Below are 24366 nucleotides of genomic sequence, written 5' to 3'. Positions count from 1 at the left end.
GGCAAGCCCAGCTGCATTGTATTCAACGAAATCCCCGAGACAATCGCTAACGAGTTACCCGGCAAGAAACGGGTGGTCCGCGCGCGCCGTTTCACCCATCTCAATGACAGAGAAGCCACAGGAGGCGAAGCCATGACCATCCATTCGATAGGCGCGAAAGCGGCGGTCAAATCGGCGGAGGTGCGCGTTGCCGGATATGACTGGCGGACGCTGGCCGATGAGCTGAGCGGCTATGGTTGCGCGGTGATGGAAAAGCTGCTGACGCCGCAGGAGTGCCGGCATATCGCCGGACTTTATTCGGACGAGAGCCATTTCCGCAGCCATGTCCATATGGCGCGGCATGGCTTCGGCAAGGGCGAGTACCGCTATTTCCGCTATCCCTTGCCCGACTTGATCGGCGGCTTGCGCACCGCGCTCTATCCGCGCCTGGCCGCGGTCGCCAATGACTGGAACGAGCGCATGGGTATCGCCCAGCGCTATCCCGACGAACACGCCGCGTTCCTCGAGCAATGCCACGAGCAGGGCCAGACGCGGCCGACGCCGCTCCTGCTGCAATATGTTCCCGGCGACTTCAACTGCTTGCACCAGGATCTCTACGGCGATCTGGCCTTCCCGCTGCAGGTGGCGATCCTGTTGTCGGAACCAGGCAAGGATTTCACCGGCGGCGAGTTCGTGCTGACCGAGCAGCGTCCGCGCATGCAGAGCCGCGCCGAGGTGGTGCCGCTGCGCCGGGGCGACGCGGTCGCCTTCGCGGTCCACAATCGACCGGTCCAGGGCAGCAAGGGCAATTACCGGGTCAATCTCAGGCACGGCGTCAGCCGGCTTCGCTCCGGCATGCGCCACACTGTCGGTATCATCTTCCACGACGCCAAGTAACCGGGCCGCCCGGTCAAGCCCTGGCGACGATTACCTCGAAAAATCGCTGCGCACGATACCGTGGCGCTGGAGCTTGTCGTAGAAGGTCTTGCGCGGAATCCCCAGCGCTTCGATCGTGCGCCTGACGTCGCCCTCGTTGCGGCCAAGCGTCTCGCGAATGATGTCGGCCTCGTAGCGCTCCAGCCGCTCCGGCAGCTTCATGGCGGCGTTCGATTGGGTCGGGGCAGGGGGTTGTGCTTCGGCGCCTTCCTCCAATCCAAGCACGAACCGCTCGGCGAAATGCGCCAGTTCGCGCACATTGCCCGGCCAGTCATGGTCGCTGAGATGGCGATGCACCGAAGCCGGCACTGCCGGCACCTGGCGGTGGAAACGGGCGGCGGCGCGCTCGGCGAAATAGAAGAACAGCAGGGCGACATCGTCGCGGCGCTCGCGCAGCGGCGGGATCGAGATCGTCACCACGTTGAGCCGGTAGTAAAGGTCCTCGCGGAAAGCGCCGCGCTGGCGCGGATCGGCGAGGTCGACCTTGGCGGCGGCGACGACGCGCAGGTCGACCGGGCGCACCTCGTTGGTGCCGAGCGGGGTGACCTCGCGCATCTCCAGCACGCGCAGCATCTGCACCTGCGTCGAGACCGGCATGCTTTCGATCTCGTCGAGGAACAGCGTGCCGCCGCTGGCGTGCTCGATGCGGCCGATCCGTTTCTTCTGCGCGCCGGTGAAGGCGCCGGCCTCATGGCCGAACAACTCGCTCTCGATGACGGTCTCCGGCAGCGTGCCGCAATTCAGCGCGACGAAATTGCCCTTGGCGCGGCGGCTCCAGCGATGCAGAAGGCTTGCCACCACCTCCTTGCCGGAGCCGGTCTCGCCGGTCACCAGCACATCGACGTCGGTGTCGGCGATCTGGCGTAGCGTGCGGCGCAGCCTGTCCATCGCCGGCGTCTGGCCGATCAGCGGCAGGCCGTCCTGCGCCTCTCCGGCCGCCTCGCGCAAGGCGCGGTTCTCCATCACCAGGCGGCGCTTTTCCGCTGCGCGGCGCACGCTCTGTACCAGCCGGTCGGCGGCGAAGGGCTTTGTGATGAAGTCGTAGGCGCCGTCCTTGATCGCCTTGACGGCCATGGCGATGTCGCCGTGGCCGGTGACGAGGATGACGGGAATGTCGGCATCCAGCCGCAGGATGCGGTTGAAAAGCTGCAAGCCGTCGATCTGAGGCATGCGGATATCCGACACCACGACGCCGGTAAAACCGGCGTCGAGCCCGGCCAGCGCCTCGGCCGCCACCGCAAAGGCCGAGACCGAGAAGCCGGCAAGCTCCAGCGTCTGCACGGTGGCCTTGAGGAGATCGCGGTCGTCGTCGATCAGGATCACCGGCGCGGCATTGTCGTTCGTCATGATGGCTTACGCTGCTGTCTGGAGATGAATGGTGAAGCGGGTGCCGCTGTCGTCGCTCGAAACTTCGATGCGGCCGCCATAATCGGCGACGATGTCCTTCGAGATGACGAGGCCAAGGCCAAGGCCTTTTTCCTTGGAGGTGTTGAACGGCGTGAACAGCGATTTGAGGATCGCGGGTGGAATGCCCGGTCCGTTATCGGACACGCCGACCGTCACGCCGTCCGCGGTCTCCTCGACCGACACCTGCACACGAGCGTCGTCGCGGCCGTCGAGTGCTTCGAGCGCGTTCTGGAAGAGGTTGATCAGCACCTGTTCGAGCCGCACCCGATTGCCCATGACCTTGAGGCTCGGCGGCGGCAGGTCGATGGCCAATGCGTCGAGCCGGCCGGCAAAGCGGCTTCTCAACAGCATGACGGCGCCCTCGATGACGCCGCGCAATTCGACAGGCTCGGCGGCGGTGCGGCCCTTGCGGGCAAATGCCTTCAACTCCTCGGTGATTGAGCCGATGCGTTCGGTAAGGGCTGCGATAGCGCCGAGGTTTTCCTCGGCCGGCCCGGTCTGCTTGCGGTCGAGGAAGGTGCGGGCATTGTCGGCATAGGCGCGTATGGTGGCGACCGGCTGGTTGATCTCATGGGCGACACCGGCCGCGACCTGGCCGAGGATGGCGAGGCGGTTGGCCTGGACCAGATCCTGCTGCACGATTTGGAGCTTGGCTTCCGTGCTGCGGTGGCCTGTTATCTCGGCCTGCAACCGGTCGCGGGCGCGGCTCAAATCCTCGGTCCGTTCGACGACGCGGCGTTCGAGTTCGGTGCGGGCCGCCTGTTCAGCGGCAATCCGCATCTGCGCCGACTGCCGGCGCCACAACAGATACGCGGCAAGGCCGAGCAGCGGGACGACGACGCCGAGCGCAAGAAGCCGCATTTCGCGGACCGCAGCGGCGATCGGCGCTTCAGCCGGGATCAGATAGTCGAGCCGCCAGGGGGTCGAAGGAACCGTCGTGGAAAGGCTGAGATACTCCGCGTCGCTGCCGCCGGGCGTCACCGCGTGGACGATCGACACATCCGGGCTGAGCGCCTGCGCGTGCTTGATCGGCAACGGCACAAGCGGCGCGTCGCCGAACTGTTGGCTGTCGCGGATCGCGGCTTGCTTAGGTGCGGCCAGCGGTGCGGTTGTCATGAAACGCCAGGACGGCACGCTGGTGATCAGCACGACGCCATTCTCGTCGCTGACATAAGCCGGGCGGTTCGCCTCGCGCCAGTCGGCTTCGAGCTGGTCGAACTCCATCTTGACGACGACGACGCCGAGCGGTGCGTCTGTGTCGCCGACGCGCCGCGAAATGTAGAGGCCGGGGCGCTTGCTGACATTGCCGAGCGCAAAATACTCGGCGGTTCCGGCCTGCATCGCGCCGGAGAAATAGTCGCGGAAACGGTAGTCATTGCCGACGAAGCTGATCGGCTCGCGCCAGTTGCTGGAGGCGACCGCCAGTCCATCGGTGCCGACGACATAGAGTACCGACGCCTTGGTGCCGGAGACCAGCCCCTCGAGCTTGCGGTTCAGCACATCGATTGCCGCGGCATTTTTCTGCGACAGCGCGTCACGCACTTGCTGGTCTGCGGACAAAAGCAGCGGCAGGGCGCGCGGGCTTTCGAGCACCGCGCGCAGCAGCGCGACCTTCAGATTGGCGTCGGTACGCCCCTGCGCCGCCAGGGTCCCGATCTCGGCGGTGCGGCCGTAAAGGCCGGCGCCGTAGAGCGCTGCCGTGACGATCAAAAGCGCGATGGCCGCAAACAGCAGCCAGGCTCGGCGCGCCCGCCTGGCGAGTTGCTCGGGCGTCGAAGACAAGGCACCGGCGGGGCGTTGCAGCATCGCCCATTTGTGCATGAATTCGCACAAAGCACAATTCGACCTATGCGGAGATTCGCACCTATCCATGCGTCCAGCACAGCGGACGTTTGCGAATGCTCAACAAAATCAATGATGAAAAGCTCTTCTGCGTATCTGGCACGACTGTTGCAAACACGAATTCAGCAGTCGCGAGGCTGCTGGTCTCAAAACAACTGCCCCGGGGAGTCGAGCTTTCGATCGGGGCGCCATGGAGGACGTTATGCAGACAGCAATCGCTGCCGCCGAGCCGCGCGGCAAACTTCCCTTATACCGGCATCTATATGTGCAGGTGCTCGCGGCGATCGCCGCCGGCGTGCTGCTCGGCCATTTCTATCCCGAAACCGGCGAGGCGATGAAGCCGTTCGGCGATGCTTTCATCAAGCTGGTGAAGATGGTGATCGCGCCGGTGATCTTCCTGACGGTGGCGACCGGCATCGCCGGTGTTTCCGACCTGCAGAAGGTCGGCCGCGTCGCCGGCAAGGCGATGATCTATTTCCTGGTGTTCTCGACGCTGGCGCTGGTCGTCGGCCTGGTCGTCTCCAATGTCGTCCAGCCCGGCGCCGGCATGCACATCAATCCAGCGACGCTCGATACCGCCAAGGTGGCGGCCTATGCCGAGAAGGCGCACGACACTACCATCGTCGGCTTCCTGATGAACATCATCCCCGACACCATCACCGGCGCCTTCGCACAGGGCGACATCCTGCAGGTGCTGTTCTTCTCGGTGCTGTTCGGTGTCGCCCTGGCGCTGGTCGGCGATCGCGGCCGTCCGGTCGTCGATTTCCTGCAGGCGCTGACCACGCCGATCTTCCGCCTCGTCGCCATCCTGATGAAGGCCGCACCGATCGGCGCGTTTGGCGCCATGGCCTTCACGATCGGCAAATACGGCATCGGCTCGATCGCCAACCTCGCCATGCTGATCGGCACGTTCTACCTGACCGCGCTGCTGTTCGTGCTGGTGGTGCTCGGCGCTGTCGCCCGCTACAACGGCTTCTCGATCCTGGCGCTGATCCGCTACATCAAGGAAGAGCTGCTGCTGGTGCTCGGCACCTCGTCCTCGGAAGCGGCATTGCCGGGCCTCATGGCCAAGATGGAGCGCGCCGGCTGCAACCGCTCGGTGGTCGGTCTGGTCATCCCGACCGGCTATTCCTTCAACCTCGACGGCACCAACATCTACATGACGCTGGCGGCGCTGTTCATCGCGCAGGCGACCGACACGCCACTCACCTACGGCGACCAGATCCTGCTGCTCGCCGTCGCCATGCTGAGCTCCAAGGGTGCTGCCGGCATCACCGGCGCGGGCTTCATCACGCTGGCGGCAACGCTTTCAGTCGTCCCCACCGTGCCGGTCGCCGGCATGGCGCTGATCCTTGGTGTCGACCGCTTCATGTCGGAATGCCGGGCGCTGACCAATTTCATCGGCAATGCGGTGGCGACAGTGGTGGTGGCACGCTGGGAGGGAGAACTTGACCAGACGAAGTTTGCCGCCGCCATGGCCGGCGACTTGCCGGAGGAAGTCGACCTGTCGCTGCCGGGTTTGCAGGCCGCCTGACCGTCCAGGCCACATGACCACAAGGCCCCGGAGGCGGTTCGCCGGCTTCGGGGCAGAAGCGGCGGCGGTCGCGGTATGCCGCCTGAAACGCAACCTGAAGTGGCGCTATTTTCGACGCGGGGCTTGTTCCAGCCGCATTTGCAGGCCAGTATCCGCCATGCCTTCAGGGCACCCGTCCGCTTCGCTCCCGACCTGATCGCGAGGCGAGACATTTCCGTCGGGCTCGGTTGCGACCCACCTTGGCCGAACGTCGGAGCTTTTGCTGCCGCCGACCCTGACCATGGCAGCAGCCTCGAAGGCAATGGCGGCCTCAGTACGAAGTCGCAACGCGAAACGTGACCCGTCTCCTCGTGGGAAGCGCAGGCTTTCTCCCAGGGAACTCGTTGCGCCAAGAGGGGCGCTTGAAGAGGGGGCGGGCCCATTAGCGGGCCTTTGCCGAACCAAAGCAAGATGCGAGGTCAAACGCGATGCAGCCTGTCATTCCGGTATCCATCATCATCCCGAACTACAACTATGCGCGGTTCCTCAAACGCTGCATCGACAGCGCCCTCGAGCAGGACTACGCGGATGTCGAAGTCATCGTCGTCGACGATGCATCGCAGGACAATTCCACGACAATCATGGAATCCTATCGCGACGAGATCCTCGCATGCCCGCGAGCGCAAAATGGCGGACACGCGGCGGCGTTCAACACCGGCTTCGCTGCGAGCTCGGGCAAGATCGTCCTGTTCCTCGACGCCGACGATTATCTCTATCCGACCGCCGTCTCCACCATCGTCGAGACCTGGGACGAGGCAACCGCCCAGGTCCAGTCCAGACTGCATATCGTTGACGAAGGGCAACGCATCAAGGATGTCTTTCCGCCGCCCGAACTGGCTTTCGACAGCGGCGACGTCATGCCGAAACTCCTGCACAAGGGCCGCTATCAGACGACCGTGACCAGCGGGCTGGCCTTTGACCGCGCAACGCTCGAATCGATCATGCCGATACCGGAGCCGGAGTTCCGCCAGGGCGCCGACGGCTATCTGGCAACGCTGGCGCCGATGTACGGGCATGTCCAATCGATCGACGAATGCCTCGGCGCCTACCGGATCCATGGCGCCAACCATTCAGTCTTCGGTGAAAAGCTCGCCGAGCGGGCACGCTGGCGGGTAACTCACGATTTCCGCCGCATGCAGGCGCTGTCTGACCAGGCCTCCGGGATCGGCCTGACCATCGTGCCGTCGGATGCTGTCCGCCACGATCCGGTCCACCTGGAAGAGCGGCTGGCATCGCTCTGCGCGGACAGCGGCCGACATCCCGTGGCCGACGATTCCCGGCTGGCGCTCGGGGCGGCCGGCGCGGTCGCCAGCTTCGAAATGACCGCATCCCTGCGGCGGCGTGCAATCCTTGCCGCCTGGTTCCTGTCGGTCGGGGTGTTGCCGCGGAAAATGGCGACCGCGGTGCTGTCGTGGAAGCTTGATGCGTCGTCGAGGCCGGCATTTTTGAGCCGCCTGTCCAAGACCATCCGCCACGCCATGGGATAGTGGGTGGCGCTGTGCCACAACTCCGCCAGGTTTTCGGGAGGTCTGGCAACCCGGGTAGATTTCGAACAATATCATTATGGGTACGTGGCGCCCCAAGCGAAAGGACAACCAGCCCATGACCTCTTATGAGCCGATGCGTCCGATGGAGCGCTGCCCATCCCACCCTGGAGCGCTGCTTGACGACATTATCCCGGCAACCGGAAAGACCAAGGTGGAGATCGCCAATCTGCTCGGAATCTCGCGCCAGCAGCTTTATGACATCATCCGCGAAAAGAAGCCGGTGTCGCCGGCTGTCGCTGCCCGTCTTGGAAAGATGTTCGGCGACGGCGCCGCGATCTGGCTCAGGATGCAGGCTGCCTATGATGCCTGGCATGCGGAGCGCGGGGTCGACGTCAGCGCCGTTCCAAGATTGCATGCTGCCTGAGATGCAATAGATCCGCCGGACCACCGAGCTCTCAAAAATCGATCACGGTCCCGCCTGCCTGGACCGGTTCTCCGGTTCGACGGCTCGCTCGACCAGGACATGCGCTTCCCGCGCGGCCTCGATGAACGCGTCCCTGGCGGCTTCGGTCCAGCGGTCGTCACTCATGGCACGGCGGCATGTGCGCAGCGCCAAGCCGTGTTTGGCGCTGCCGGCGTCACGCCAGTGGGCTTCCAGCAACTCGACAGCCTGCCGTGCGTTGGAAATGTTGCGGATATCTCCCACGATGCCGACCGCAACCGCAACCGGCTTGGCAAACCATCCCTGGTTCATGGCAGAGCCCTCGACGTGTTGAACCATCTATAACGAAAATCGTAGCGCAAGGTTTCATTCGCGCCAGTCACCACGGCGTGAGGCGGCCCTCACTGCGCCTCGCGCAGCCTGACCACGACGCTGCGCGCCACAAGCACCAGTACGGTGATGACGATCAGGATCACCGAGAGTGCGGCGATCGCCGGGTCGATGTTGTCGCGCAGGCCCATCCACATCAAGCGCGGCAGCGTGATGGCGTTGACCGAGGTGATAAACAGGGTGACGCCGATCTCCTCCCAGGACAGCACGAAAGACAACAACGCCGCGGTGACGATGCCGAACTTGATATTGGGCATGATGATGCGGGTGGCGCGCTCCCACACGGTGGCGCCGAGGCCACGGGCGGCGAGGTCGATGCGGCGGTCGAGCTGGCTGAGCGACACCAGGATCAGCACCGTGGCGAAGGGCACCGTCATCACCGCATGCGCCATGGCGACACCCAGCCAGGTGTCATAGCCGAAGAACGACGAGAACCCCGAGATCGAGGTCAGCAGGAAGTAGAGCGTGATTGCCGAGACCACCGGCGGCACCACCATCGGCAGCAGCACAAAACCGACCAATGCTGCCGTGAAGCGCGGCTGGAACATCCAGATGCCGAGGCTGAAGCAGAGCGCCAGCACGGTGGAAAAGGCGCTGCTGACGATGCCGATCCTGATCGAGAGCAGGATCGAATCGATCCAGCGCGGATCCTCGATCAGCGCCCGGTAATGGCGCAGCGACAATTCGCCCGACGGCATCGCCAGCATGCGGCTCGGCGTCAGCGATACCGGGATGACGGCGAGCAGCGGCAGCAGCAGGAACAGCGCGACGAGGGCGGCGAGGACCAGCGAGACGGGACCGGGGCGGTAGGTCGGCATCGCGCTACACCAGTTGCTTGGGTCTGATATAGCGGAACAGCAGCGCCATCAGCGCGCCGACAAACAGCACCAGCACGACACTGATTGCGGCGCCCAGGCCCCAGTCCGGGCTCTGGAAGATGCGAAGGTAGATCAGCTCGGCGATCATCACGCTACGGCCGCCGCCGAGGATCGCCGGCGTGACGAAGAAGCCGAGCGAAAAGACGAAGACGATCAGCGCCGAGCCGATGATGCCGGAGCTGGTCATCGGCACGAATACCGACCAGAAGGTGCGCATACGGCTGGAGCCGAGGCCGCGCGCCGCCAGCAGCACACGGTCGTCGAGGCTGCGCATCGATGAGGCCAGCGGAAACACGGCGAAGGGAATGAGGAAATGCGTCATGCCGACGATAACGCCGAACTCGTTGCGCACCAGCGCCAGCGGCTCTGAGATGAAGCCGACCGCCTGCAGCCAGGTGTTGATCAGGCCGCGATTGGACAAAAGCGCCACCCAGCCGAAGGCGCGCGTCAGCACCGAGATCCAGAACGGCACCAGGATGCAGAACTCGGCCACGACGCGCTGCACCGGCGTGCCGCGTACCCAGACAACGGTGATGGCGTAGGCGGCGACAACCGAAACGATCGTCACGATCGCGGCGATACGCAGCGTGCGGATGAAGACCGACTGCACCAACTGATCCGTGAGCAGCGCATTGTACTGCCCCAGCCCCGGCGTGGGCAGGGTGAAGCTCCATTTAACCACGCCAAGGAATGGCCAGGCATAGGCCAGCACAAGAAAGAGGAGCAGCGGCGCCATCAACAGCGCCGCGCCCATCCTGTCGGAGAGGTATGCTCTCATCCGGTTATCCCGGCTTGTCAGGCGGAGATGATCTTCGTGTATTCGTCGAGTGCCGCCCCGTAGTTCTTGGCGTACCAATCCATGTCGAGCGGGATCTGCTTCTTCATGTTCTCGGGATCGACCGGATTGATGCGCCTCTTGTCGGCGGGTATCAGCGCATCGGTGGCCGGGTTGGCCGGACCCTGACCGAGCTTTTCGAACATGATGAGTTCCTTCTCCGGGTCCTGGGTGCTGGCGATGAACTTCATCGCCGCGTCCTTGCCGCCGGGATTGCCCTTGAGCACGGCGAGCGCGCCGGGCGAGATCAGGCCCTGGTCCCAGATGAACTTGATCTTGCCGCCGGAATCCTGCTCGATGAGCGAAGCCCGGGTCGACCAGACGATCGCCATCGAGGCCTCGCCATTGAGCAGCACGCTCTGGCTTTCGGCGCCGCCACCCCAATAGGCGACGACGTTTTCCTTGAAGGCGGCGATCTTGTCATGCGCGCGCTTGAGGTCGAGCGGGTAGAGCGATGCCGGTGCGATGCCGTCGGCGAGCAGTGCCGCTTCCCAGCTCGACACGCCCCATTTGTAGAGCGAGCGCTTGCCGGGGAATTTTGCCACGTCGAAGAAGTCGGCCATGCCGGTTGGTGCCTGGCTGCCGTATTTCTCGGCATCATAGGCGATGACATAGGAGAAGAAATAGGTCGAGGCGGCGTATTCCCAGCCGAAGCCCGGCCGCATCTTCTTCTTGTCGACGACCGCATAATCGATCGGCTCGAGCATGCCTTGGGCGCCGAGCGTGATGGCCGAGAACGGATCGACGTCGACCAGGTCCCAGGTCGGGGCGCCGCTCTTGAACTGCGCCGCGATCGCGCCTTCGGTCGGGCCGGAGCCGTCCATCTTAACGACAATGCCGGTTTCCTTGGTGAAGGCCTGGCCGTAAGCCGCGTCATAGGCGGTAATGGCGTCGCCGCCCCAGTTGACGAGCACCAGTTCCTTAGCCGCGGCAAAGGCGCCGGTCGAGCGCAGCAGCATCGGCGTGCCGGCCAGCACCAGTGCGGCCAGCTGCGTAAACTGCCGGCGCGAGATCTCGCCGCGCACTGCCCTGGCGGATAGCGCCTCGATGGAATTTTTCTTGGTTTGGTTTGTCATGTCAGTTCCCCTTTTTTGTCATTGATATTTCCTGAAAGTCAGCTTGGCGAATTCGCCGCGCCGATCGTCATTGTCCTCCGTTCGGAAGGAGGAAGCCTTTCTCCGCCGGCCAGGTCAGCCAGACGGAATTGCCCTTGCTGAGCGCGGAAGCGGCGACCTCGTTCGGCACAGAGATCGTCACCTTGGCGCCTTGCCGCGTCGTCAGATCGAGCCGCGTCGCAGCGCCGAGATAGGTCGAGGCGACGGCAGTCGCGGCAATGCCGTTCTCGCCTGTCGCGGCTTCGCGGGCGATCGACATGTATTCGGGCCGGATCGCCAGGATGGCGTCGCCCCGGACCTTCTCGGCCTTGCAGCGCATGCTGATCGCGCGGTCTTCGCAGAGGCCCGTCGAGCCATTGTTGGCCGGGCGTACGCCCTTCAGGGGCAGCATGTTGATCTCGCCCAGGAACTCGGCGACGAAGCGGTTGTCCGGCCGGTCGTAGACCTCGTCCGGCGCGCCGACCTGCAGCAATTTGCCGTGGTTGAAGATGGCGACGCGAGATGACAACGCCAGCGCCTCGCTCTGGTCATGGGTGACGAAGACGAAGGTGGTGCCGGTCTCCTGGTGCAACCGCTTCATCTCGGCCTGCATCTGGCCGCGCAGGCCCTTGTCGAGTGCTGAAAACGGCTCATCGAGCAAAAGTACGCCCGGCTCGAACACCAGCGCCCGCGCCAGTGCGACCCGCTGCTGCTGGCCACCGGACAATTGCGACGGCAGTTTCTTTTCGTGGCCCTTGAGCCCGACGCGCTCGATCATTTCGCCGACGCGGCGTTTGATCTCGGCCGCCGGTTTCTTTCGCACCTTGAGCGGAAAGGCGATGTTGGCCTCGACGCTCATATGCGGGAACAGCGCATAGCCCTGGAACACCATGCCGGCGGCACGCTGCTCGGCCGGCCGCTCGGTGATGTCGACGCCGTCGCTGTAAAGGCGACCGTCGGTCGGCTGAATGAAGCCGGCAAGGATCATCAGGAAGGTGGTCTTGCCGGAACCGGAGGGGCCGAGCAGGGTGAGGAACTCGCCACGGCCGATATCGAGCGTCAGATCGTCCAGCGCACGGAACGAGCCGAAGCTCTTGCCGATCCCGATTGCCTTGATCTCTGCGGCCCGGCCGGGTTGCTGCATCCTGCCCTTTCCTTAGCGTAGGCGAAATCGTAGGCAGGGCGGCGGCTCACCGCAACCGAATAGTTTTCGCCTGATCGGCAAATTTGATTCATCTATGCGCCAATCTCCCCCTCGAGGGGGGAGATTAACGCTGGTTCTCCGACAGCTTCGACCGCAGCCACCGCCCAAACGCCTCCAGCACCGGATGCGCCGCCTTGGCGTGCTCGGAAACCAGAAAATACGAGCGCGGTGAATTGATCGCTATGTCGAAGGGGCGGACCAGCCGGCCTTCGCTCAGTGCCCGGCCGCTGGTCAGCTCGTCGCCCATGGCGATGCCCTGGCCGGCGATCGCCGCCGAAAAGACCAGGTTCATGTCGGAAAAGAAGATGCCGCCTTCCGGGTCGGGGTTCTCGACCTTGGACAGCGCCAGCCAGCGCGCCCAGTCCTCGGTATCGCCGAGATGCAGGAGATTGGCGCGCAGCACGTCGGCCGGCTTGGAGAAGCCGCCGATCTTGTTGAGCAGCGTCGGGCTGCACAGCGGCGTAAAGGAGATCCCGCACAACAGCTCGACCGCGCGGTTCGGCCAATTGCCGACGCCGAAGGCGATGAAGGCATCGGCCTCGGCATTGCTCACGTCGTCGAGACGGCGCGGCGTCAGGATGCGCAGCGCGACATCGGGGTACATCTGCCGGAACTCGCCGATATGGGTGCACAGGAACAGCGAGGCGAAACCCGGCGTACAACTGACGCTGAACGAGCCGCCGATGCCGGTGCCGGCATGGCGTGTCACCGCGTCGCCCAGCACCGTCAGCGCCTTGCGCACGTCGCTGGCATAGCGCTGGCCGCGCGGCGTCAGCGCCACGCCCTTGCCAATGCGCTCGAGCAGGTCGAAGCCGAGATCGCGTTCGAGCAGGCGAAGCTGATGGCTGACTGCGCTGCGGGTCAGATGCAGTTCGTCGGCGGCGCGCCAGACGCTGCCGTGGCGGGCAAAACTGTCGAGGGCGCGCAGCGCCTGCGTCGAGGGAATTCTCAAGAGGTGAACCGAATTTGCATGAGCCGGGAAAACATATCACTTTTTGGCGGGGCGCTTCACTGCTTTCTTTCCACCATGGAGAAACCGGTGACCTCCGCGCAAGCGACCGCACTTGCCTGTCTGGACGACATCCAGCCGTCGCTGTCGGCGTGGACGCGGACAATCTTCGACTTCGGCGAGACCGCCTGGCGCGAATACCAGTCGGCCGCCTGGTATGTCGAGCATCTGAAGCACGAAGGCTTTTCCGTCGAGGAAGGTTCTGGCGGCATGCCGACCGCCTTCTGCGCCCACTGGACCAACGGCGCGGGGCCGACCATCGGCCTGTATGCCGAGTATGATGCAGTGCCCGGCAATTGCCAGGATGCGGCGACGGTGAAGCGACCGCGCCCGGGCCTCGGCGAACAGGCTGGCGGCCACACCGATCCGCATTCCGGCCTCGGCATTGCCAGCCTCGGCGGGCTGCTGGCGACCAAGGCGGCGATGCAGCGCCACGGCATATCAGGCACGCTGCGCTTCACCGGCGAGCCGGCGGAGAAGGTGCGCGGGTCGAAGCCGATCCATGCCGCGAAGGGCTATTACGATGGGCTGGCGGGCATGGTCTCCTTCCATCCTTTTTATATGCTGCCGCTCTGCAATACCGCGCGCTGGGATACGCATTGCGGTGCGGCCTATGCGATGATCTACCGCTTTGTGTGCGACGAGCCGGAACATTGGGCGAGGGCGGCAGGCGGCGCAGCACCCATCCCGCAGGCGCATTCGGCAGTCAGGGCGCCCGGCGCCAACGACGCGCTGATGATGATGTATATGGCGTCCAAGGCGCTGCGCGATTCCATGCTGCCGCATCAGGGCGGCTGGTCGATCAGCGAGGCGATCCTGACGGCGGGCCAGGCGACCGCCGACAATCTGCCGGCCGGGCTGGCCGAGATCCAGTACATGATCCGCGTGCCGACGCTGGCGATGGCCGAGCAGGTCACCGCCGTGCTCGACCGCAATGCGGAAGCCGCAGCCAGGATGAGCGGCTGCCGCCATGAGCGGCACTGGGTGTCGAAGTCGCGGCCGGGGCTTGCCAACCACGCAATGGCCGGCATTGCCTTCGACGCGCTGGCGGCGGTCGGGCCGCCGTGCTGGGACAAGACGGCCAAGGCGATCGCCCGCGAAGTCCAGGTCAATGCCGGGGGCGAGGCGACCGAGGAACCATTCATCGACGAACTGGAGCGGCTGATTGCACCACAGGATGCCGAGGCGATCCTGCGCCGTGACTTGCCGCCATCGCAGCTGAATTCGACCTCCGACGATTACACCGACATGTCGTGGCAGACGCCGACGGCGCGGTTCTACGTCGCCCGGCCGGCGCTGCGATCCGAGAACGGCCACGCGTTTCCGTCCTGGGCGATGAATGCGCTGGGCGGCATTTCTGCCACCATCGACCCGATGGTCATCTGCGCCGCAAAGACGGTCGCGCTGGCAGCACTTCGCCTGTTGGAAGACGAGGCTGCGCGCGACGCGGCGATGGATGAATTCGTCACCCGCACCGGCGGCGGCATCGGCGGCTCGAACTGGATCGCGCCGCTCTGCGACTACGATCCGCCAATCAGATTTCGCTGGCCGGAATACATCACCACCCCGCGCGGACGGGATTGGTGGATACCAGGCAACCAAGCCGCATGATCAACCAAGCCGCCCTTCACGAGGAGAAACCCCATGACCGTCCATGACCGCATCGTCGCCGAGCCGTTTTCGCTGCAGCACCGCAACCCGGCCGGCGGAACCAAGCCGCTGACCGCCTGGGGCTTCGCCAACGAGACCGACGTGCTGACCGACGTGCTGCTCGGCTCGCCGAATTTCCTGCGCCATCTCTCGACCAGCTCGCTGTCGCGCAAGCACCTGCGCGAAGCGCCATGCAACGTCCAGATCGCGCAGGCGCAGCACAAGGACCTGGTCGCCGCCTATGAGCATTTCGGTGTCAATATCCACTGGCACGAGCCGACGCCGGAACTGCCGATGCAGGTCTACTCGCGCGATTCCAGCGTCATGACGCCGTACGGCGCCATCATCACCGCCATGTCGCAATGGTGGCGGCGTGGCGAGAACTACGCGGCGATCCGCACCTATGAGAAGCTCGGCATCCCGATCTATGATATGGTCACCGCCGGCACGTTCGAGGGCGGCGACTTCAACGTCATCGAGGACGGCGTCGTGCTGATCGGCTGCGGCGGCGCCCGCACGCAGGAGGAGGGCGCGCGCCAGGTCCAGGCCTGGTTCGACAAGGAGGGCTGGGAGACCCGGATCGCCTTCATCGACGAGTATTACGTCCATATCGACCTGATGGTGGTGCCGATCGCCGAAAAGCTGACCGCCGTCTGCCTTGCCTGTACGGAACGGGGCATCGTCGACTGGCTGAAGGGCAAGGGCCACGAGATCATCGACGTGCCGTTCCAGGATACCATGGCGCTCGGCTGCAACTTCATGTCGCTGGGCAAGGACAGGGTAATCGCCCCGACCTCGAGCCAGACACTGATCGGCCAGCTCAAGGCGCGCGGCTTCGAGGTGGCGGCCATCGACATGAGCGAGATCTCGAAGACCGGCGGCGGCATTCACTGCATGGCGCAGGCGCTGAAGCGCGAGCCGGCCTGAGGGGCCGGCCTTTAGCCCGGCCGCTTGCGCGAAAGCGCCATTGTCAGCACCGTCGATCCCGCCTGGCGTGCGGCGCGCCCCTACAGCACGATGAGCTTTCCCTTGCGCAGACGCCGGGCGCAACGATAGACGAGGTCGGCAGCGACCATGTCTTCCATCGCAATGCCCATCGCCTTGTAGATGGTGATCTGTTGATCCGAAACGCGGCCCGGCGCGCGGTCGAGCAGCATGGCGCCAAGCTCGGTGCCGAAATCCGGGTCGAAGCTGGCAAGCTCGCAAGATCCGACCGGGGTCGGTTTGAATGCATCCTTGGTTTCGACAAAAAGACTGGATCTGCCGATGAGCTCGATCGGCATTTCACCGCCGGGCGGCGCCACCCCGACCGAGGAGACATGCGTGCCCGGCTGGACCCAGCCTGCGTCGATCACCGGCTGGTAGGAGTGGGTCGCCAGGCACACCACGTCGGAACTGCGCACTGCCGTCTCGAGATCGGCGACCGCCACCACCGACGGATGCAGCCGGGCAAGCGCTGCCGCATCGTCGAAGCTCTTCGAAGCGACACGGATTTCGGCAAAGTCGCGCACCAAGGGCAACAGATGCAGGTGCTGGTTGGCCTGCACGCCGGCGCCGACCACGGTCGCTATCCTGGCGTCCCTGCGGGCAAGCGTGCGCACCGACAGCACGGCGGAGCCGGAGGTCCGCACCGCGGTTATGAAGGTGCCGTCCATGATACAGACCGGCAGGCCGGACAGCGGATCAAACAGGGTGATGGTGGCGAGGTGGCTGGGCAGGTTCTTGGCCAGGTTGCCTTCGAAGACGTTGACGATCTTGACGGTCAGGTTCATGCCCTCCATCCAGGCCGGCATGGCGAGGCTGTAGCCGGCCTCGGGGATGTCGAGCTGTGGTCGGGGTGGATTGACGACCTTGCCTTGTGACAGCGCCTTGAAGCCGTCTTCCAGAACATCGAGAAGCTGACTGAGGTCGATGCACGCCATCACGTCGGCTTCGCTCAGCACCAGGATCTCGGTCGCTCCCTTGCTGATTTCCGCCGCACTCCTGCCGGCTGGGCTGAACGCTTCCTTGGTCATCCTGCACTCCTGTGTTCGAAATCGGCTCACCACGTTTGCTTTCAGCGGTGAGGGAAGCGCAGGCTATTGCGAGGTTTTATGTTGTGAAATACGTTGATTTCGGTGTCTCTGCGTGAAATCAACACGCAAATCCCTTAGATAGCGTGGATTGTGAAATGAGCGACCTCGACCAGATAGACCGCAGCCTGCTCCGGCTGCTCCAGGAAGACGGACGCCGGACGACGCTTGATCTTGCCGGGCGTGTCGGGCTGTCTCCGACCGGAACCAGCCAGCGGGTTAAGCGCCTGTTCCGCGACGGGTTCATCACCGCAGTCAGGGCCGTGCTCGATCCGCGCAAGGTCGGCCGGGGAACGCTGGTGTTCATCGAGGTCCGGCTTGACCACACGGCGCCGCATGTCTTTGACCGCTTCGCCGAAGCCGTGGCGAAAGCTCCGGAGGTTCTGGAGTGCCATATGGTGGTTGGCGGTTTCGATTATCTGGTCAAGGCGCGGATCGCCGATATGGCGGTGTTCCAGGATTTCCTGCAGCGGGTCATCCTGCCGCTGCCCGGCGTGCGCGAAACGCACACGTTCGCCTCCATCGCCGATGTCAAGCCGAACGCCCTCTTGCCGGTGTGATCAGTGGAGGAGGATCAGAGCGACCTGCATCGCATCTTCGCCTAGGTGCAGAGATGCCGGAGACCGGCTCTAGCCTTGCTGGGTCAGCAGGTTTGCGTCGCGCGCGAGCCGCCACTCACCATCCGCCTCCTTGCGCAGGAGCGTCAGCGCAAATCCCGATCGATGGACCGGCTTCCCGTCCGGCGGAGTCGCGGTCATATTGATGCGGCTGCGGATGAAGGCCCAATTGCCGAGAAGTTGTAGTTCCACGATATCGCTCGTGCCGTCGATATGAACGCCGGCCGTCTCCCGCGCGGCTGCCGCGAAGATCTCCTTGTCGAAGGGTTCCCGGCCGGGAACCATGAAGATCGCGTCGTCCGTCATCAAGCTGAGGACGGTCGCGATGTCTCCACTCTTGCTCGCATCCATCCACGTCTCGACCAGCTTTCGGATTGCTGTTTCGTCGCCCGTCATCCGTTACCTCCCTGGCATCTCGCCGTCATCGATGGCGCACGGCGCTCCTCCCTCGCTGCTACATAGGGCTTAGATCGCTCTCGTCATCGATTGCAGTGCGTCGCGCCGCGGGTAGCATGGTCCGCGAGCCGGCAGGTTCGCGCCCTCCATGCCTATCGCCAGCCACCGGAGGCGGTGATGCGCTCGCCGGTCAGCCAAGACGCTTCGTCGGAGGCGAGGAACACCGCGACGCGGGCGACGTCGTCGGGCAGGCCGAAGCGACCGAGCGGCGTCATGGCTATAATCTGCTTCTCGAATTCGCTGCCGACGATGCCGATGCGCGCGAGGCCCTCGGTATCGATGCCGCCGGGCGCGATGGCGTTGACGCGGATGTTGCGTGCGCCGAGCTCCCGCGACATCGACAGCGTGATCGTGTCCACCGCACCTTTGGTCGCGGCGTAGACGAGCGAGTTCGGTTGCGGATTGCGGCTGGCGACCGAGCTTATGTTGATGATGCTGCCGCCGCCCGCGCCAAAATGGTTCACTGCTGCTTGCGTGGTCAGAATGATGCCCAACACATTGGTGTCGAACTCGCGGTGAAACTCGGCCTCGGTAACCGCTTCCAGCGGCTCGAATGCGAAGACTCCGGCATTGTTGACCAGTATGTCGAGCCCGCCAAACTCCAATTTCGCCGCCTCGAACAGGCGGCGCACATCAGCCGCTTGCGACACGTCGCCCTGGACGGCGACGGCGCGGCCGCCACGGTCCTCGATCTCGGCGACGACGCGGTCGGCGCCTTCCCGTGACGAGGCGTAGTTGACGACCACTGCGGCGCCGGCCGTGGCAAGACTCTTGGCGATGGCGGCGCCGATACCCTTGGAGGCGCCGGTGACGATGGCGACCTTGCCGTTCAGCTTGCTCATCAAATCTCTCCTTTGTTGACGATGAGCGGTATTTAATCATGATCGAAACGCGTATTATGGTGCCCACAATCCGTTCTTTCGTTCCTGGAATTCCGGAATGACCACCATCCTCGAAAAGACCGCCGGTCTCGTCGCCTTCGTCCGAACCGTCGATGCCGGCTCTTTCCATGCCGCCAGCCGGCTGGTCGGCTCCAGCCCGTCGGCGGTGTCGAAAAGCGTGGCGCGGCTCGAGCGCCGGCTCGGCGTCAGGCTGATCCAGCGCTCGACGCGTCGGCTCGGGCTCACCAGCGAAGGCCTCGCCTATTACGAGCGCGTGGCGCCACTGCTAAGGGCGCTGGACGATGCCGAAGACATCGTCCAGATGGCCGATACGGCGCGCGGCCTGCTGCGCGTTACAGCGCCGGTCGAACTCGGTCGCGGCCTGATCGCGGCATGGGCGCAAGCGTTCCTTGCGCAGCATGGCGAAGTGAAGGTCGAGCTCAGCGTCACCGACCGTCACGCCGATCTGATCCGCGAAGGCTATGATGTTGCCGTGCGCATGGGGGCGCTGTCGGACACGGGGCTGGTTGCCCGCAAGATCGCCAATCTGCCGATCGTGCTGGTGGCCTCACCGGCCTATGTCGAGCGGCGCGGCCGCCCGGCATCGGTCGAGGACCTACAGAATCATGATTTCGTCCGCCACCAGATGGCCGGCCGGCCTTATCCGGTCACGTTTGCCGACGGTACGATGATCGTGCCGGATGGCCGGTTAGACACCGACGACGGCGGCGCCATCCGCAATGCAGCACTTGCCGGTGCCGGCATCGCGCATCTCATGCAGTTTGCGGTGCAGGACGATCTCGACACGGGCCGCCTGGTCCGCATGCTGCCCGAGGTGGCGATGCGGACCATGCCGGTGCACATCGTCCATGCCTACGGGCGGCAGCTACCGGTCCGGGCGCGGCTGTTCGTCGACTTCCTGGTGGGCCAAATGGCGGCACTGACGCGATAGGGCAGACGCGGTCTGACGCAAGCACCCAGCTTTTGGCAGAGACCAACCGTGCCGGCCGGTGCGAGCCACCCTTACCCGAAGCTAGAACGTGATCTTCACTGAATCGGCGCTGCGGTTGGCCGCGCCGTGGTGGACGGCCTCGATGTTGTTGCCGTCGGGGTCGAGCAGGAAGGCGGCGTAATAGCCGGGATGGTAGGATCGCTCGCCCGGCGCACCATTGTCGGTGCCGCCGGCCTCAAGCCCGGCCCTGTAGAAGGCATCGACCATCGCGCGGTCCTTTGCCTGGAAGGCCAGGTGGTGGCGGCCGGTCAGCTTTCCCAGGGCCGCCGGGCTGTCGGGGCTGGAGATGAACAGCTCGTCGGCCCAGAAATAATCATTGCCGGCGCCACCGATCGGTATGCCGAGCACGTTGAGAACCGCCTCGTAGAAACGACGGCTGGCCTTGAGATCCCTGACCACCAGATGGAGGTGGTCGATGAGACGCCCGCGATGAAGTTCCTGATTTGCCATGCTTGACAGCTCCTGATCGCCGGTTGGAAATCTAGCTTCGAATGGTGCGCGGTCAATCCAGAAAGCCGTGGAATGGCGCCATCGCGCCGACTGGATAAAAAATGCAACCGGATTGTCGGATTCATGACATGTCCAACGTCCTTCGGACGCAAGCGGCTCGGCGAAGCTCGAAAAGGTCGTGCCGTATCAACGCTTCCGGCATGGGAGAAAAGTGAAATGAGCCTTCCCTATCGTTGGGTTATCGTCGCGGCTGGCGCGCTGATGACCTGTGTCGCCCTCGGGGCGATGTTCTCGCTGGCGATCTTTCTCGAACCGATGGCGCTTGACACACAATGGTCGCGCGCCGGCATATCGAGTGCGATGACGCTGAACTTCCTGGTAATGGGCCTCGGCGGCTTCGTCTGGGGCGCCATTTACGACCGCTTCGGCGCCCGCATCGTCGTGATGACCGGCGCCGTGCTGCTTGGCCTGGCGCTGGTCCTGGCCAGCCGCACCGGTTCGCTGCTCGTTTTCCAGTTGGCCTACGGCGTGCTCGTCGGCCTCGCGGCAAGCGCCTTCTTCGCGCCGATGATCGCGCTCACCTCCGCCTGGTTCGACACGAACCGCAGCCTCGCCGTCTCGCTGGTCTCGGCCGGCATGGGCGTGGCGCCAATGACCATCTCGCCCTTCGCCCGCTGGCTGATTTCGGCCTACGACTGGCGCACCGCAATGTTCGACATCGGCATAACCGCGTGGGTGCTGCTACTGCCGGCCGCGCTTCTGGTGCGCCAGCCGCCCAAGCCCGCTGCCGACGGCGCTGCCCCAAGCGTTGTCGCCGAGGGTGCCGGCATGACGGTTCCGCAGGCGCTGCGCTCGCCGCAATTCATCGTGTTGGGACTGACCTTCTTTGCCTGCTGCGCGGCGCATTCCGGGCCGATCTTCCACATGGTGAGCTATGCGATGCTGTGCGGCATAGCGCCGATGGCGGCGGTCAGCATCTACAGCATCGAGGGCCTGGCAGGGCTGGGTGGCCGGCTGCTTTACGGCGTGCTTGCCGATCGGCTGGGCGTCAAGCCGGTGCTGATTACCGGGCTGGCCATACAGGCCGTGGTTATAGCCGCCTATCTGGCGGTCAGCGAGCTTGGTCAATTCTACACGCTCGCCGTCATCTTCGGCGCCACCTATGGCGGCGTCATGCCGCTCTATGCGGTGCTGGCGCGGGAATATTTCGGCCAGCGCATCCTCGGCACGGTGTTCGGTGCAGTAACCATGCTGTCCAGCCTCGGCATGGCTTTCGGCCCGCTCGCCGGCGGCATGGTGTTCGATGCCTACGCCAGCTATTCCTGGCTGTTTATCGGCTCGGCTCTTGTCGGGCTTGGCGCGATGGCGATTGCGATCGCCTTCCCGCCGCTGCCGCGCAGGGAGTTGCAACCGGCTTAAAGCAGGATCGGCGGAAAAGGGCGGCCGCTTGGATGGCAAGCGGCCGCGATCCAAAATAGCTGGCAGTGTTCGGCATTATGAAACGCGAATTGCTATGCAAGCAGAGGCACCACCTCGGCGCCATCAAGCGTGTAGCGCGCATAGCGGAAATCGCGAATTCTCGACAGTCTGTCGCCGGCCCATTCCAGCAGGATGAGATATTTTGGCCCTCCGGCCGAGTCATCCGGGTCGATCACCAGAATGGCTGGGCGCCGATCCACCAGGCCTGGAAGCAGCCGCCAATCGTGGATACCCGCGTAATTGTGGAAGTACCGGCTCACTTTCGTGCGGCCGCTCGCCCGGAGCCGGTTGACGAGGTCAAGCCGGACGTCCTCGGCCAGCATGTCGCGGATCGCATCGAAGTCGCGGGCGTTGAACCGCTCCACGTAGGCTGCCAGACGCGCCCGCTCGGGCTCGGCCAACACCGGCACAGGCCGATCGTCAGGCTCGCCGGAGACTTCGCGCAAGCGCAAACGGCCGCGATGCAGTGCGGCTTTCACCGCCGGAACGCTGCTGTCGATAATGTTGCCGATCTCTTCGATCGTATAGCCGAGCACATCCATGAGGATGACGCTGCTACGCTGCGCCGCGGGCAGGCGCATGAAAGTCTGCAGGCTTGCGGCTGCAGTGTGTCGACCCTCGGCCGACATACCGGGGTCCGGGATCATATCGATATCCTCAACGACATGCGCGGCATCCAACCTGGCACGACGGCGCAGGTGGTCGAGCGCGGCATTGTGCGCGATGCGAAACAGCCAGCCCTCGACATTGGCAATCGGCCCGGTCCCGGGGAACGCCTCGAGCGCCTTGACCGTAGCTTCCTGGACAACATCCTCGGCATCGATCACCGAACCGGTCATGCGGGCGCAATAACGGTGCAGTTTCGGCCGTAATTCGCCGAGCAGCCGGTCAAATGGCTCCCGTCCTTCTGGGGTGCCGGTTGCGGATCCGGTCATCGCACAAGGATCAATTTCATGCGTATCTCCCAGGCAGGGCGCCCGTCATCAGGCGCAGCGTCTTATAGACGCTCGACGATGGCAAAAGGATTCGTCGAAAAAACTTTCTCTTGCTGGAATCCTTTGATGGTTCCTACGCGTCTCTGGATCACGGACCCGTCAACCTGGCGGGCCCCTTTTTCAAGCCGGAGGCGCCATAGTCATGAGCAAGCAAAGTGCGGGATCAACGAAGGTCTGGGTTCTCGCCCTCACGTCGATAGGCTCCTTGATGGTCGTTCTCGATGCGATGGTCGTGGCGACGGCATTGAGCACGATGCGGGTCGAGCTCGATGCCTCGCTGGAGACGCTGCAATGGACGATGAACGCCTATAATTTGAGTTTTGCCGTCCTGCTCATGACCGGGGCTGCGCTCGGTGACAGGTTCGGCCGCCGCCGTACGCTCGTTGCCGGATTGGCGTTGTTCGTCGCAGCGTCGGTTGCCTGCGCGCTCGCTGGCAATGCCGGATTGCTGATTGCGGCCCGTGCGGTCCAGGGCGCAGGTGCCGCAATGGTCATGCCGCTGGCCATGGCGCTGCTGAGCGTCGCTTTTCCTCCGGAGGAACGAGGCAAGGCGCTGGGTATCTTCAGCAGCATCACCGGCCTGGCCCTGATCATCGGCCCGATGGCGGGCGGTGCGATCTCCGAAGGCCTCTCCTGGCACTGGATCTTCTGGCTCAATGTCCCGGTCGGCATCGTCCTCATCCCGCTGGTGATGCGTCGGATTCCGGAGAGTTACGGGCCGGGCACGGCAATCGATGTCCTCGGCGTCGTGCTGGTAACCGCGGCGGCATTTGGAGTGGTCTGGGGTCTGATGCGCGGCAACATTGCGGGCTGGAGCAGCTCTGAAGTGCTGTCGGCGCTGACGGCCGGGCTGCTTCTGGCCATCGCATTCGTCCTTTGGCAGTTGCGTACCCGTGAGCCCATGCTGCCTTTGCGGTTCTTTCGGGCGCGTGCATTCTCCTCGGGCGTAGGGGCGAACTTCCTGCTCTGCGCGGCCATGTATGGCCTCGTGTTCCTGTTGCCGCAGTTTCTGCAGTTTGCCCAGAGCCGTGGGCCGCTCGGCGCCGGCATGGGATTGCTGCCTTGGACCGCCACGCTTTTCGTGGTCGCACCGATCGCCGGCAGCCTGATCAACCGCGTTGGCGAGCGCTGGCTTGTCGTGGCCGGACTGATCCTGCAAGCGGCTGGAATGGCCTGGCTGGCGCAGATCGCAGCACCTGATCTGCCCTACGTTCAGCTAGTCGCCCCGCTGATCATTACCGGTGCCGGCGTGTCGATGGCCATGCCTGCCGCGCAGAACGCGGTTCTCAATGCGGTCGCCCGGCCGGAGGTCGGCAAGGCTGCCGGCACGTTCAACACATTCCGCTTCCTCGGTGGCGTATCCGGGATCGCGATCGCCGGTGCGGTGTTCGCCGGCACTGGAAGCTTCTCGTCCACCGACGCGTTCAGCGATGGCTTCACCTCGGCAATCGACGTCTCCGCTCTGCTCTCGCTCGCCGGCGCGCTCGTCGGATTGGCGCTCCCGGAGCGTCGCGCAGTGGCGCTCGCGAATGCCAGCAAGGAGGCGTAACTCGAAGGCGGGAAGCTTGCGCTTGCTCCCACTGTTGTCGCGCTAACAGCAGCCGCGCCAGCGCAGCAAAAAGGTCGCCGAGCGTCGGTTGCCGGCCGGTCCTGTGGCGGGGCATCTGTGTCCAGACCC

Annotated in this window: 23 protein-coding genes; 10 read left to right on the top strand and 13 right to left on the bottom strand. The window is 64.4% G+C overall.

Features of this window, described 5'->3' with window-relative positions:
• The first annotated feature begins 132 nt into the window (after nucleotides 1-132).
• Nucleotides 133-876, top strand: coding sequence for a 2OG-Fe(II) oxygenase (locus NKH28_RS20110; protein WP_352774355.1), 744 nt, complete (start codon nucleotides 133-135; stop codon nucleotides 874-876).
• Nucleotides 877-906: 30 nt separating this feature from the next.
• Here NKH28_RS20110 and NKH28_RS20105 read toward each other — a convergent pair whose 3' ends face one another.
• Together NKH28_RS20105 and NKH28_RS20100 are read right to left on the bottom strand one after the other, a co-directional pair.
• A complete protein-coding gene (locus tag NKH28_RS20105) occupies nucleotides 907-2262 on the bottom strand; it encodes a sigma-54-dependent transcriptional regulator (protein WP_352770467.1) in 1356 nt (451 codons plus the stop codon).
• A gap of 6 nt (nucleotides 2263-2268) precedes the next feature.
• Complete coding sequence (locus tag NKH28_RS20100; protein ID WP_352980188.1) at nucleotides 2269-4128, bottom strand: sensor histidine kinase; 1860 nt, start codon at nucleotides 4126-4128, stop codon at nucleotides 2269-2271.
• Between the two features lie 238 nt (nucleotides 4129-4366).
• Here NKH28_RS20100 and NKH28_RS20095 point away from each other — a divergent pair, with 238 nt between their 5' ends.
• From NKH28_RS20095 to NKH28_RS20085, 3 genes are all read left to right on the top strand, one after another.
• Nucleotides 4367-5698, top strand: coding sequence for a dicarboxylate/amino acid:cation symporter (locus NKH28_RS20095; protein ID WP_031211944.1), 1332 nt, complete (start codon nucleotides 4367-4369; stop codon nucleotides 5696-5698).
• A 467-nt stretch (nucleotides 5699-6165) separates the two neighbouring features.
• Nucleotides 6166-7224 (top strand): glycosyltransferase family 2 protein, encoded by a 1059-nt coding sequence (locus NKH28_RS20090; RefSeq protein WP_352770472.1) that lies wholly within the window; start codon nucleotides 6166-6168, stop codon nucleotides 7222-7224.
• Nucleotides 7225-7339: 115 nt separating this feature from the next.
• The gene (locus NKH28_RS20085) at nucleotides 7340-7648 is read left to right on the top strand and encodes a HigA family addiction module antitoxin (protein WP_352770473.1); all 309 of its coding nucleotides are present in this window, start codon (nucleotides 7340-7342) and stop codon (nucleotides 7646-7648) included.
• A gap of 42 nt (nucleotides 7649-7690) precedes the next feature.
• Here the strand turns inward: NKH28_RS20085 and NKH28_RS20080 are convergent, their stop codons facing one another.
• The 6 genes from NKH28_RS20080 to NKH28_RS20055 all read right to left on the bottom strand — a co-directional run bounded on the left by NKH28_RS20080 (nucleotide 7691) and on the right by NKH28_RS20055 (nucleotide 13019).
• Entirely contained in the window at nucleotides 7691-7978 is a 288-nt protein-coding gene (locus tag NKH28_RS20080) for a DUF982 domain-containing protein (protein WP_352980186.1), read from the bottom strand.
• Nucleotides 7979-8067: 89 nt separating this feature from the next.
• Nucleotides 8068-8874: an ABC transporter permease gene (locus NKH28_RS20075; RefSeq protein ID WP_352980184.1), complete on the bottom strand. Its 807-nt coding sequence runs from the start codon at nucleotides 8872-8874 to the stop codon at nucleotides 8068-8070.
• Between the two features lie 4 nt (nucleotides 8875-8878).
• Nucleotides 8879-9712 carry an ABC transporter permease gene (locus tag NKH28_RS20070; protein WP_352473751.1) on the bottom strand — a complete coding sequence of 278 codons (834 nt, stop codon included), beginning with the start codon at nucleotides 9710-9712 and terminating at the stop codon, nucleotides 8879-8881.
• Nucleotides 9713-9729: 17 nt separating this feature from the next.
• A complete protein-coding gene (locus NKH28_RS20065; RefSeq protein WP_023677269.1) occupies nucleotides 9730-10845 on the bottom strand; it encodes an ABC transporter substrate-binding protein in 1116 nt (371 codons plus the stop codon).
• A gap of 67 nt (nucleotides 10846-10912) precedes the next feature.
• Entirely contained in the window at nucleotides 10913-12007 is a 1095-nt protein-coding gene (locus tag NKH28_RS20060) for an ABC transporter ATP-binding protein (RefSeq protein ID WP_023677270.1), read from the bottom strand.
• Nucleotides 12008-12131: 124 nt separating this feature from the next.
• Complete coding sequence (locus tag NKH28_RS20055) at nucleotides 12132-13019, bottom strand: LysR substrate-binding domain-containing protein (protein ID WP_023677271.1); 888 nt, start codon at nucleotides 13017-13019, stop codon at nucleotides 12132-12134.
• A 75-nt stretch (nucleotides 13020-13094) separates the two neighbouring features.
• Between NKH28_RS20055 and NKH28_RS20050 the strand changes: the two genes are divergently transcribed.
• Both NKH28_RS20050 and NKH28_RS20045 read left to right on the top strand, forming a co-directional pair.
• Entirely contained in the window at nucleotides 13095-14687 is a 1593-nt protein-coding gene (locus tag NKH28_RS20050; RefSeq protein ID WP_352980233.1) for a zinc-binding metallopeptidase family protein, read from the top strand.
• A gap of 33 nt (nucleotides 14688-14720) precedes the next feature.
• Nucleotides 14721-15653, top strand: a complete 933-nt coding sequence (locus NKH28_RS20045) for a dimethylarginine dimethylaminohydrolase family protein (RefSeq protein ID WP_352980182.1) — start codon at nucleotides 14721-14723, stop codon at nucleotides 15651-15653.
• An 80-nt stretch (nucleotides 15654-15733) separates the two neighbouring features.
• Here NKH28_RS20045 and NKH28_RS20040 read toward each other — a convergent pair whose 3' ends face one another.
• The gene (locus NKH28_RS20040; RefSeq protein WP_352980180.1) at nucleotides 15734-16741 is read right to left on the bottom strand and encodes an ornithine cyclodeaminase family protein; all 1008 of its coding nucleotides are present in this window, start codon (nucleotides 16739-16741) and stop codon (nucleotides 15734-15736) included.
• A 155-nt stretch (nucleotides 16742-16896) separates the two neighbouring features.
• Here NKH28_RS20040 and NKH28_RS20035 point away from each other — a divergent pair, with 155 nt between their 5' ends.
• Nucleotides 16897-17358: an Lrp/AsnC family transcriptional regulator gene (locus NKH28_RS20035; RefSeq protein WP_126105586.1), complete on the top strand. Its 462-nt coding sequence runs from the start codon at nucleotides 16897-16899 to the stop codon at nucleotides 17356-17358.
• Between the two features lie 69 nt (nucleotides 17359-17427).
• Here the strand turns inward: NKH28_RS20035 and NKH28_RS20030 are convergent, their stop codons facing one another.
• Together NKH28_RS20030 and NKH28_RS20025 are read right to left on the bottom strand one after the other, a co-directional pair.
• On the bottom strand, nucleotides 17428-17811 hold the full coding sequence (locus tag NKH28_RS20030) for a YybH family protein (RefSeq protein ID WP_352980178.1): 384 nt from the start codon (nucleotides 17809-17811) through the stop codon (nucleotides 17428-17430).
• A 152-nt stretch (nucleotides 17812-17963) separates the two neighbouring features.
• The gene (locus NKH28_RS20025) at nucleotides 17964-18713 is read right to left on the bottom strand and encodes an SDR family NAD(P)-dependent oxidoreductase (protein WP_023677277.1); all 750 of its coding nucleotides are present in this window, start codon (nucleotides 18711-18713) and stop codon (nucleotides 17964-17966) included.
• A gap of 97 nt (nucleotides 18714-18810) precedes the next feature.
• Between NKH28_RS20025 and NKH28_RS20020 the strand changes: the two genes are divergently transcribed.
• Complete coding sequence (locus tag NKH28_RS20020) at nucleotides 18811-19704, top strand: LysR family transcriptional regulator (RefSeq protein WP_352541215.1); 894 nt, start codon at nucleotides 18811-18813, stop codon at nucleotides 19702-19704.
• Nucleotides 19705-19785: 81 nt separating this feature from the next.
• Here NKH28_RS20020 and NKH28_RS20015 read toward each other — a convergent pair whose 3' ends face one another.
• Nucleotides 19786-20214, bottom strand: a complete 429-nt coding sequence (locus NKH28_RS20015) for a VOC family protein (RefSeq protein ID WP_352685254.1) — start codon at nucleotides 20212-20214, stop codon at nucleotides 19786-19788.
• Nucleotides 20215-20430: 216 nt separating this feature from the next.
• Between NKH28_RS20015 and NKH28_RS20010 the strand changes: the two genes are divergently transcribed.
• Nucleotides 20431-21633: an MFS transporter gene (locus NKH28_RS20010; protein ID WP_352980175.1), complete on the top strand. Its 1203-nt coding sequence runs from the start codon at nucleotides 20431-20433 to the stop codon at nucleotides 21631-21633.
• 92 nt (nucleotides 21634-21725) lie between these two features.
• Here NKH28_RS20010 and NKH28_RS20005 read toward each other — a convergent pair whose 3' ends face one another.
• On the bottom strand, nucleotides 21726-22628 hold the full coding sequence (locus NKH28_RS20005) for a sigma-70 family RNA polymerase sigma factor (protein WP_352980173.1): 903 nt from the start codon (nucleotides 22626-22628) through the stop codon (nucleotides 21726-21728).
• A gap of 202 nt (nucleotides 22629-22830) precedes the next feature.
• Here NKH28_RS20005 and NKH28_RS20000 point away from each other — a divergent pair, with 202 nt between their 5' ends.
• Nucleotides 22831-24237, top strand: coding sequence for a DHA2 family efflux MFS transporter permease subunit (locus NKH28_RS20000; RefSeq protein ID WP_352980171.1), 1407 nt, complete (start codon nucleotides 22831-22833; stop codon nucleotides 24235-24237).
• Nucleotides 24238-24366: the final 129 nt, after the last annotated feature.

The organism is Mesorhizobium sp. M1227 (assembly GCF_040318315.1).
In the GTDB taxonomy this organism is placed as follows: Bacteria; Pseudomonadota; Alphaproteobacteria; order Rhizobiales; family Rhizobiaceae; genus Mesorhizobium.
This window is presented reverse-complemented; position numbering and strand designations above follow the sequence as displayed.

Excerpts from the sequence above, each read along its gene's own strand:
- NKH28_RS20030 (WP_352980178.1), bottom strand. The coding sequence starts at position 17,811 with ATGACGGGCGACGAAACAGCAATCCGAAAGCTGGTCGAGACGTGGATG.
- NKH28_RS20100 (WP_352980188.1), bottom strand. The coding sequence starts at position 4,128 with ATGCTGCAACGCCCCGCCGGTGCCTTGTCTTCGACGCCCGAGCAACTC.
- NKH28_RS20095 (WP_031211944.1), top strand. The coding sequence starts at position 4,367 with ATGCAGACAGCAATCGCTGCCGCCGAGCCGCGCGGCAAACTTCCCTTA.
- NKH28_RS20025 (WP_023677277.1), bottom strand. The coding sequence starts at position 18,713 with ATGAGCAAGCTGAACGGCAAGGTCGCCATCGTCACCGGCGCCTCCAAG.
- NKH28_RS20010 (WP_352980175.1), top strand. The coding sequence starts at position 20,431 with ATGAGCCTTCCCTATCGTTGGGTTATCGTCGCGGCTGGCGCGCTGATG.
- NKH28_RS20020 (WP_352541215.1), top strand. The coding sequence starts at position 18,811 with ATGACCACCATCCTCGAAAAGACCGCCGGTCTCGTCGCCTTCGTCCGA.
- NKH28_RS20060 (WP_023677270.1), bottom strand. The coding sequence starts at position 12,007 with ATGCAGCAACCCGGCCGGGCCGCAGAGATCAAGGCAATCGGGATCGGC.
- NKH28_RS20070 (WP_352473751.1), bottom strand. The coding sequence starts at position 9,712 with ATGAGAGCATACCTCTCCGACAGGATGGGCGCGGCGCTGTTGATGGCG.
- NKH28_RS20045 (WP_352980182.1), top strand. The coding sequence starts at position 14,721 with ATGACCGTCCATGACCGCATCGTCGCCGAGCCGTTTTCGCTGCAGCAC.
- NKH28_RS20035 (WP_126105586.1), top strand. The coding sequence starts at position 16,897 with ATGAGCGACCTCGACCAGATAGACCGCAGCCTGCTCCGGCTGCTCCAG.
- NKH28_RS20050 (WP_352980233.1), top strand. The coding sequence starts at position 13,095 with ATGGAGAAACCGGTGACCTCCGCGCAAGCGACCGCACTTGCCTGTCTG.
- NKH28_RS20040 (WP_352980180.1), bottom strand. The coding sequence starts at position 16,741 with ATGACCAAGGAAGCGTTCAGCCCAGCCGGCAGGAGTGCGGCGGAAATC.
- NKH28_RS20080 (WP_352980186.1), bottom strand. The coding sequence starts at position 7,978 with ATGAACCAGGGATGGTTTGCCAAGCCGGTTGCGGTTGCGGTCGGCATC.
- NKH28_RS20005 (WP_352980173.1), bottom strand. The coding sequence starts at position 22,628 with ATGACCGGATCCGCAACCGGCACCCCAGAAGGACGGGAGCCATTTGAC.
- NKH28_RS20105 (WP_352770467.1), bottom strand. The coding sequence starts at position 2,262 with ATGACGAACGACAATGCCGCGCCGGTGATCCTGATCGACGACGACCGC.
- NKH28_RS20065 (WP_023677269.1), bottom strand. The coding sequence starts at position 10,845 with ATGACAAACCAAACCAAGAAAAATTCCATCGAGGCGCTATCCGCCAGG.
- NKH28_RS20090 (WP_352770472.1), top strand. The coding sequence starts at position 6,166 with ATGCAGCCTGTCATTCCGGTATCCATCATCATCCCGAACTACAACTAT.
- NKH28_RS20075 (WP_352980184.1), bottom strand. The coding sequence starts at position 8,874 with ATGCCGACCTACCGCCCCGGTCCCGTCTCGCTGGTCCTCGCCGCCCTC.
- NKH28_RS20015 (WP_352685254.1), bottom strand. The coding sequence starts at position 20,214 with ATGGCAAATCAGGAACTTCATCGCGGGCGTCTCATCGACCACCTCCAT.
- NKH28_RS20085 (WP_352770473.1), top strand. The coding sequence starts at position 7,340 with ATGACCTCTTATGAGCCGATGCGTCCGATGGAGCGCTGCCCATCCCAC.
- NKH28_RS20000 (WP_352980171.1), top strand. The coding sequence starts at position 22,831 with ATGAGCAAGCAAAGTGCGGGATCAACGAAGGTCTGGGTTCTCGCCCTC.
- NKH28_RS20110 (WP_352774355.1), top strand. The coding sequence starts at position 133 with ATGACCATCCATTCGATAGGCGCGAAAGCGGCGGTCAAATCGGCGGAG.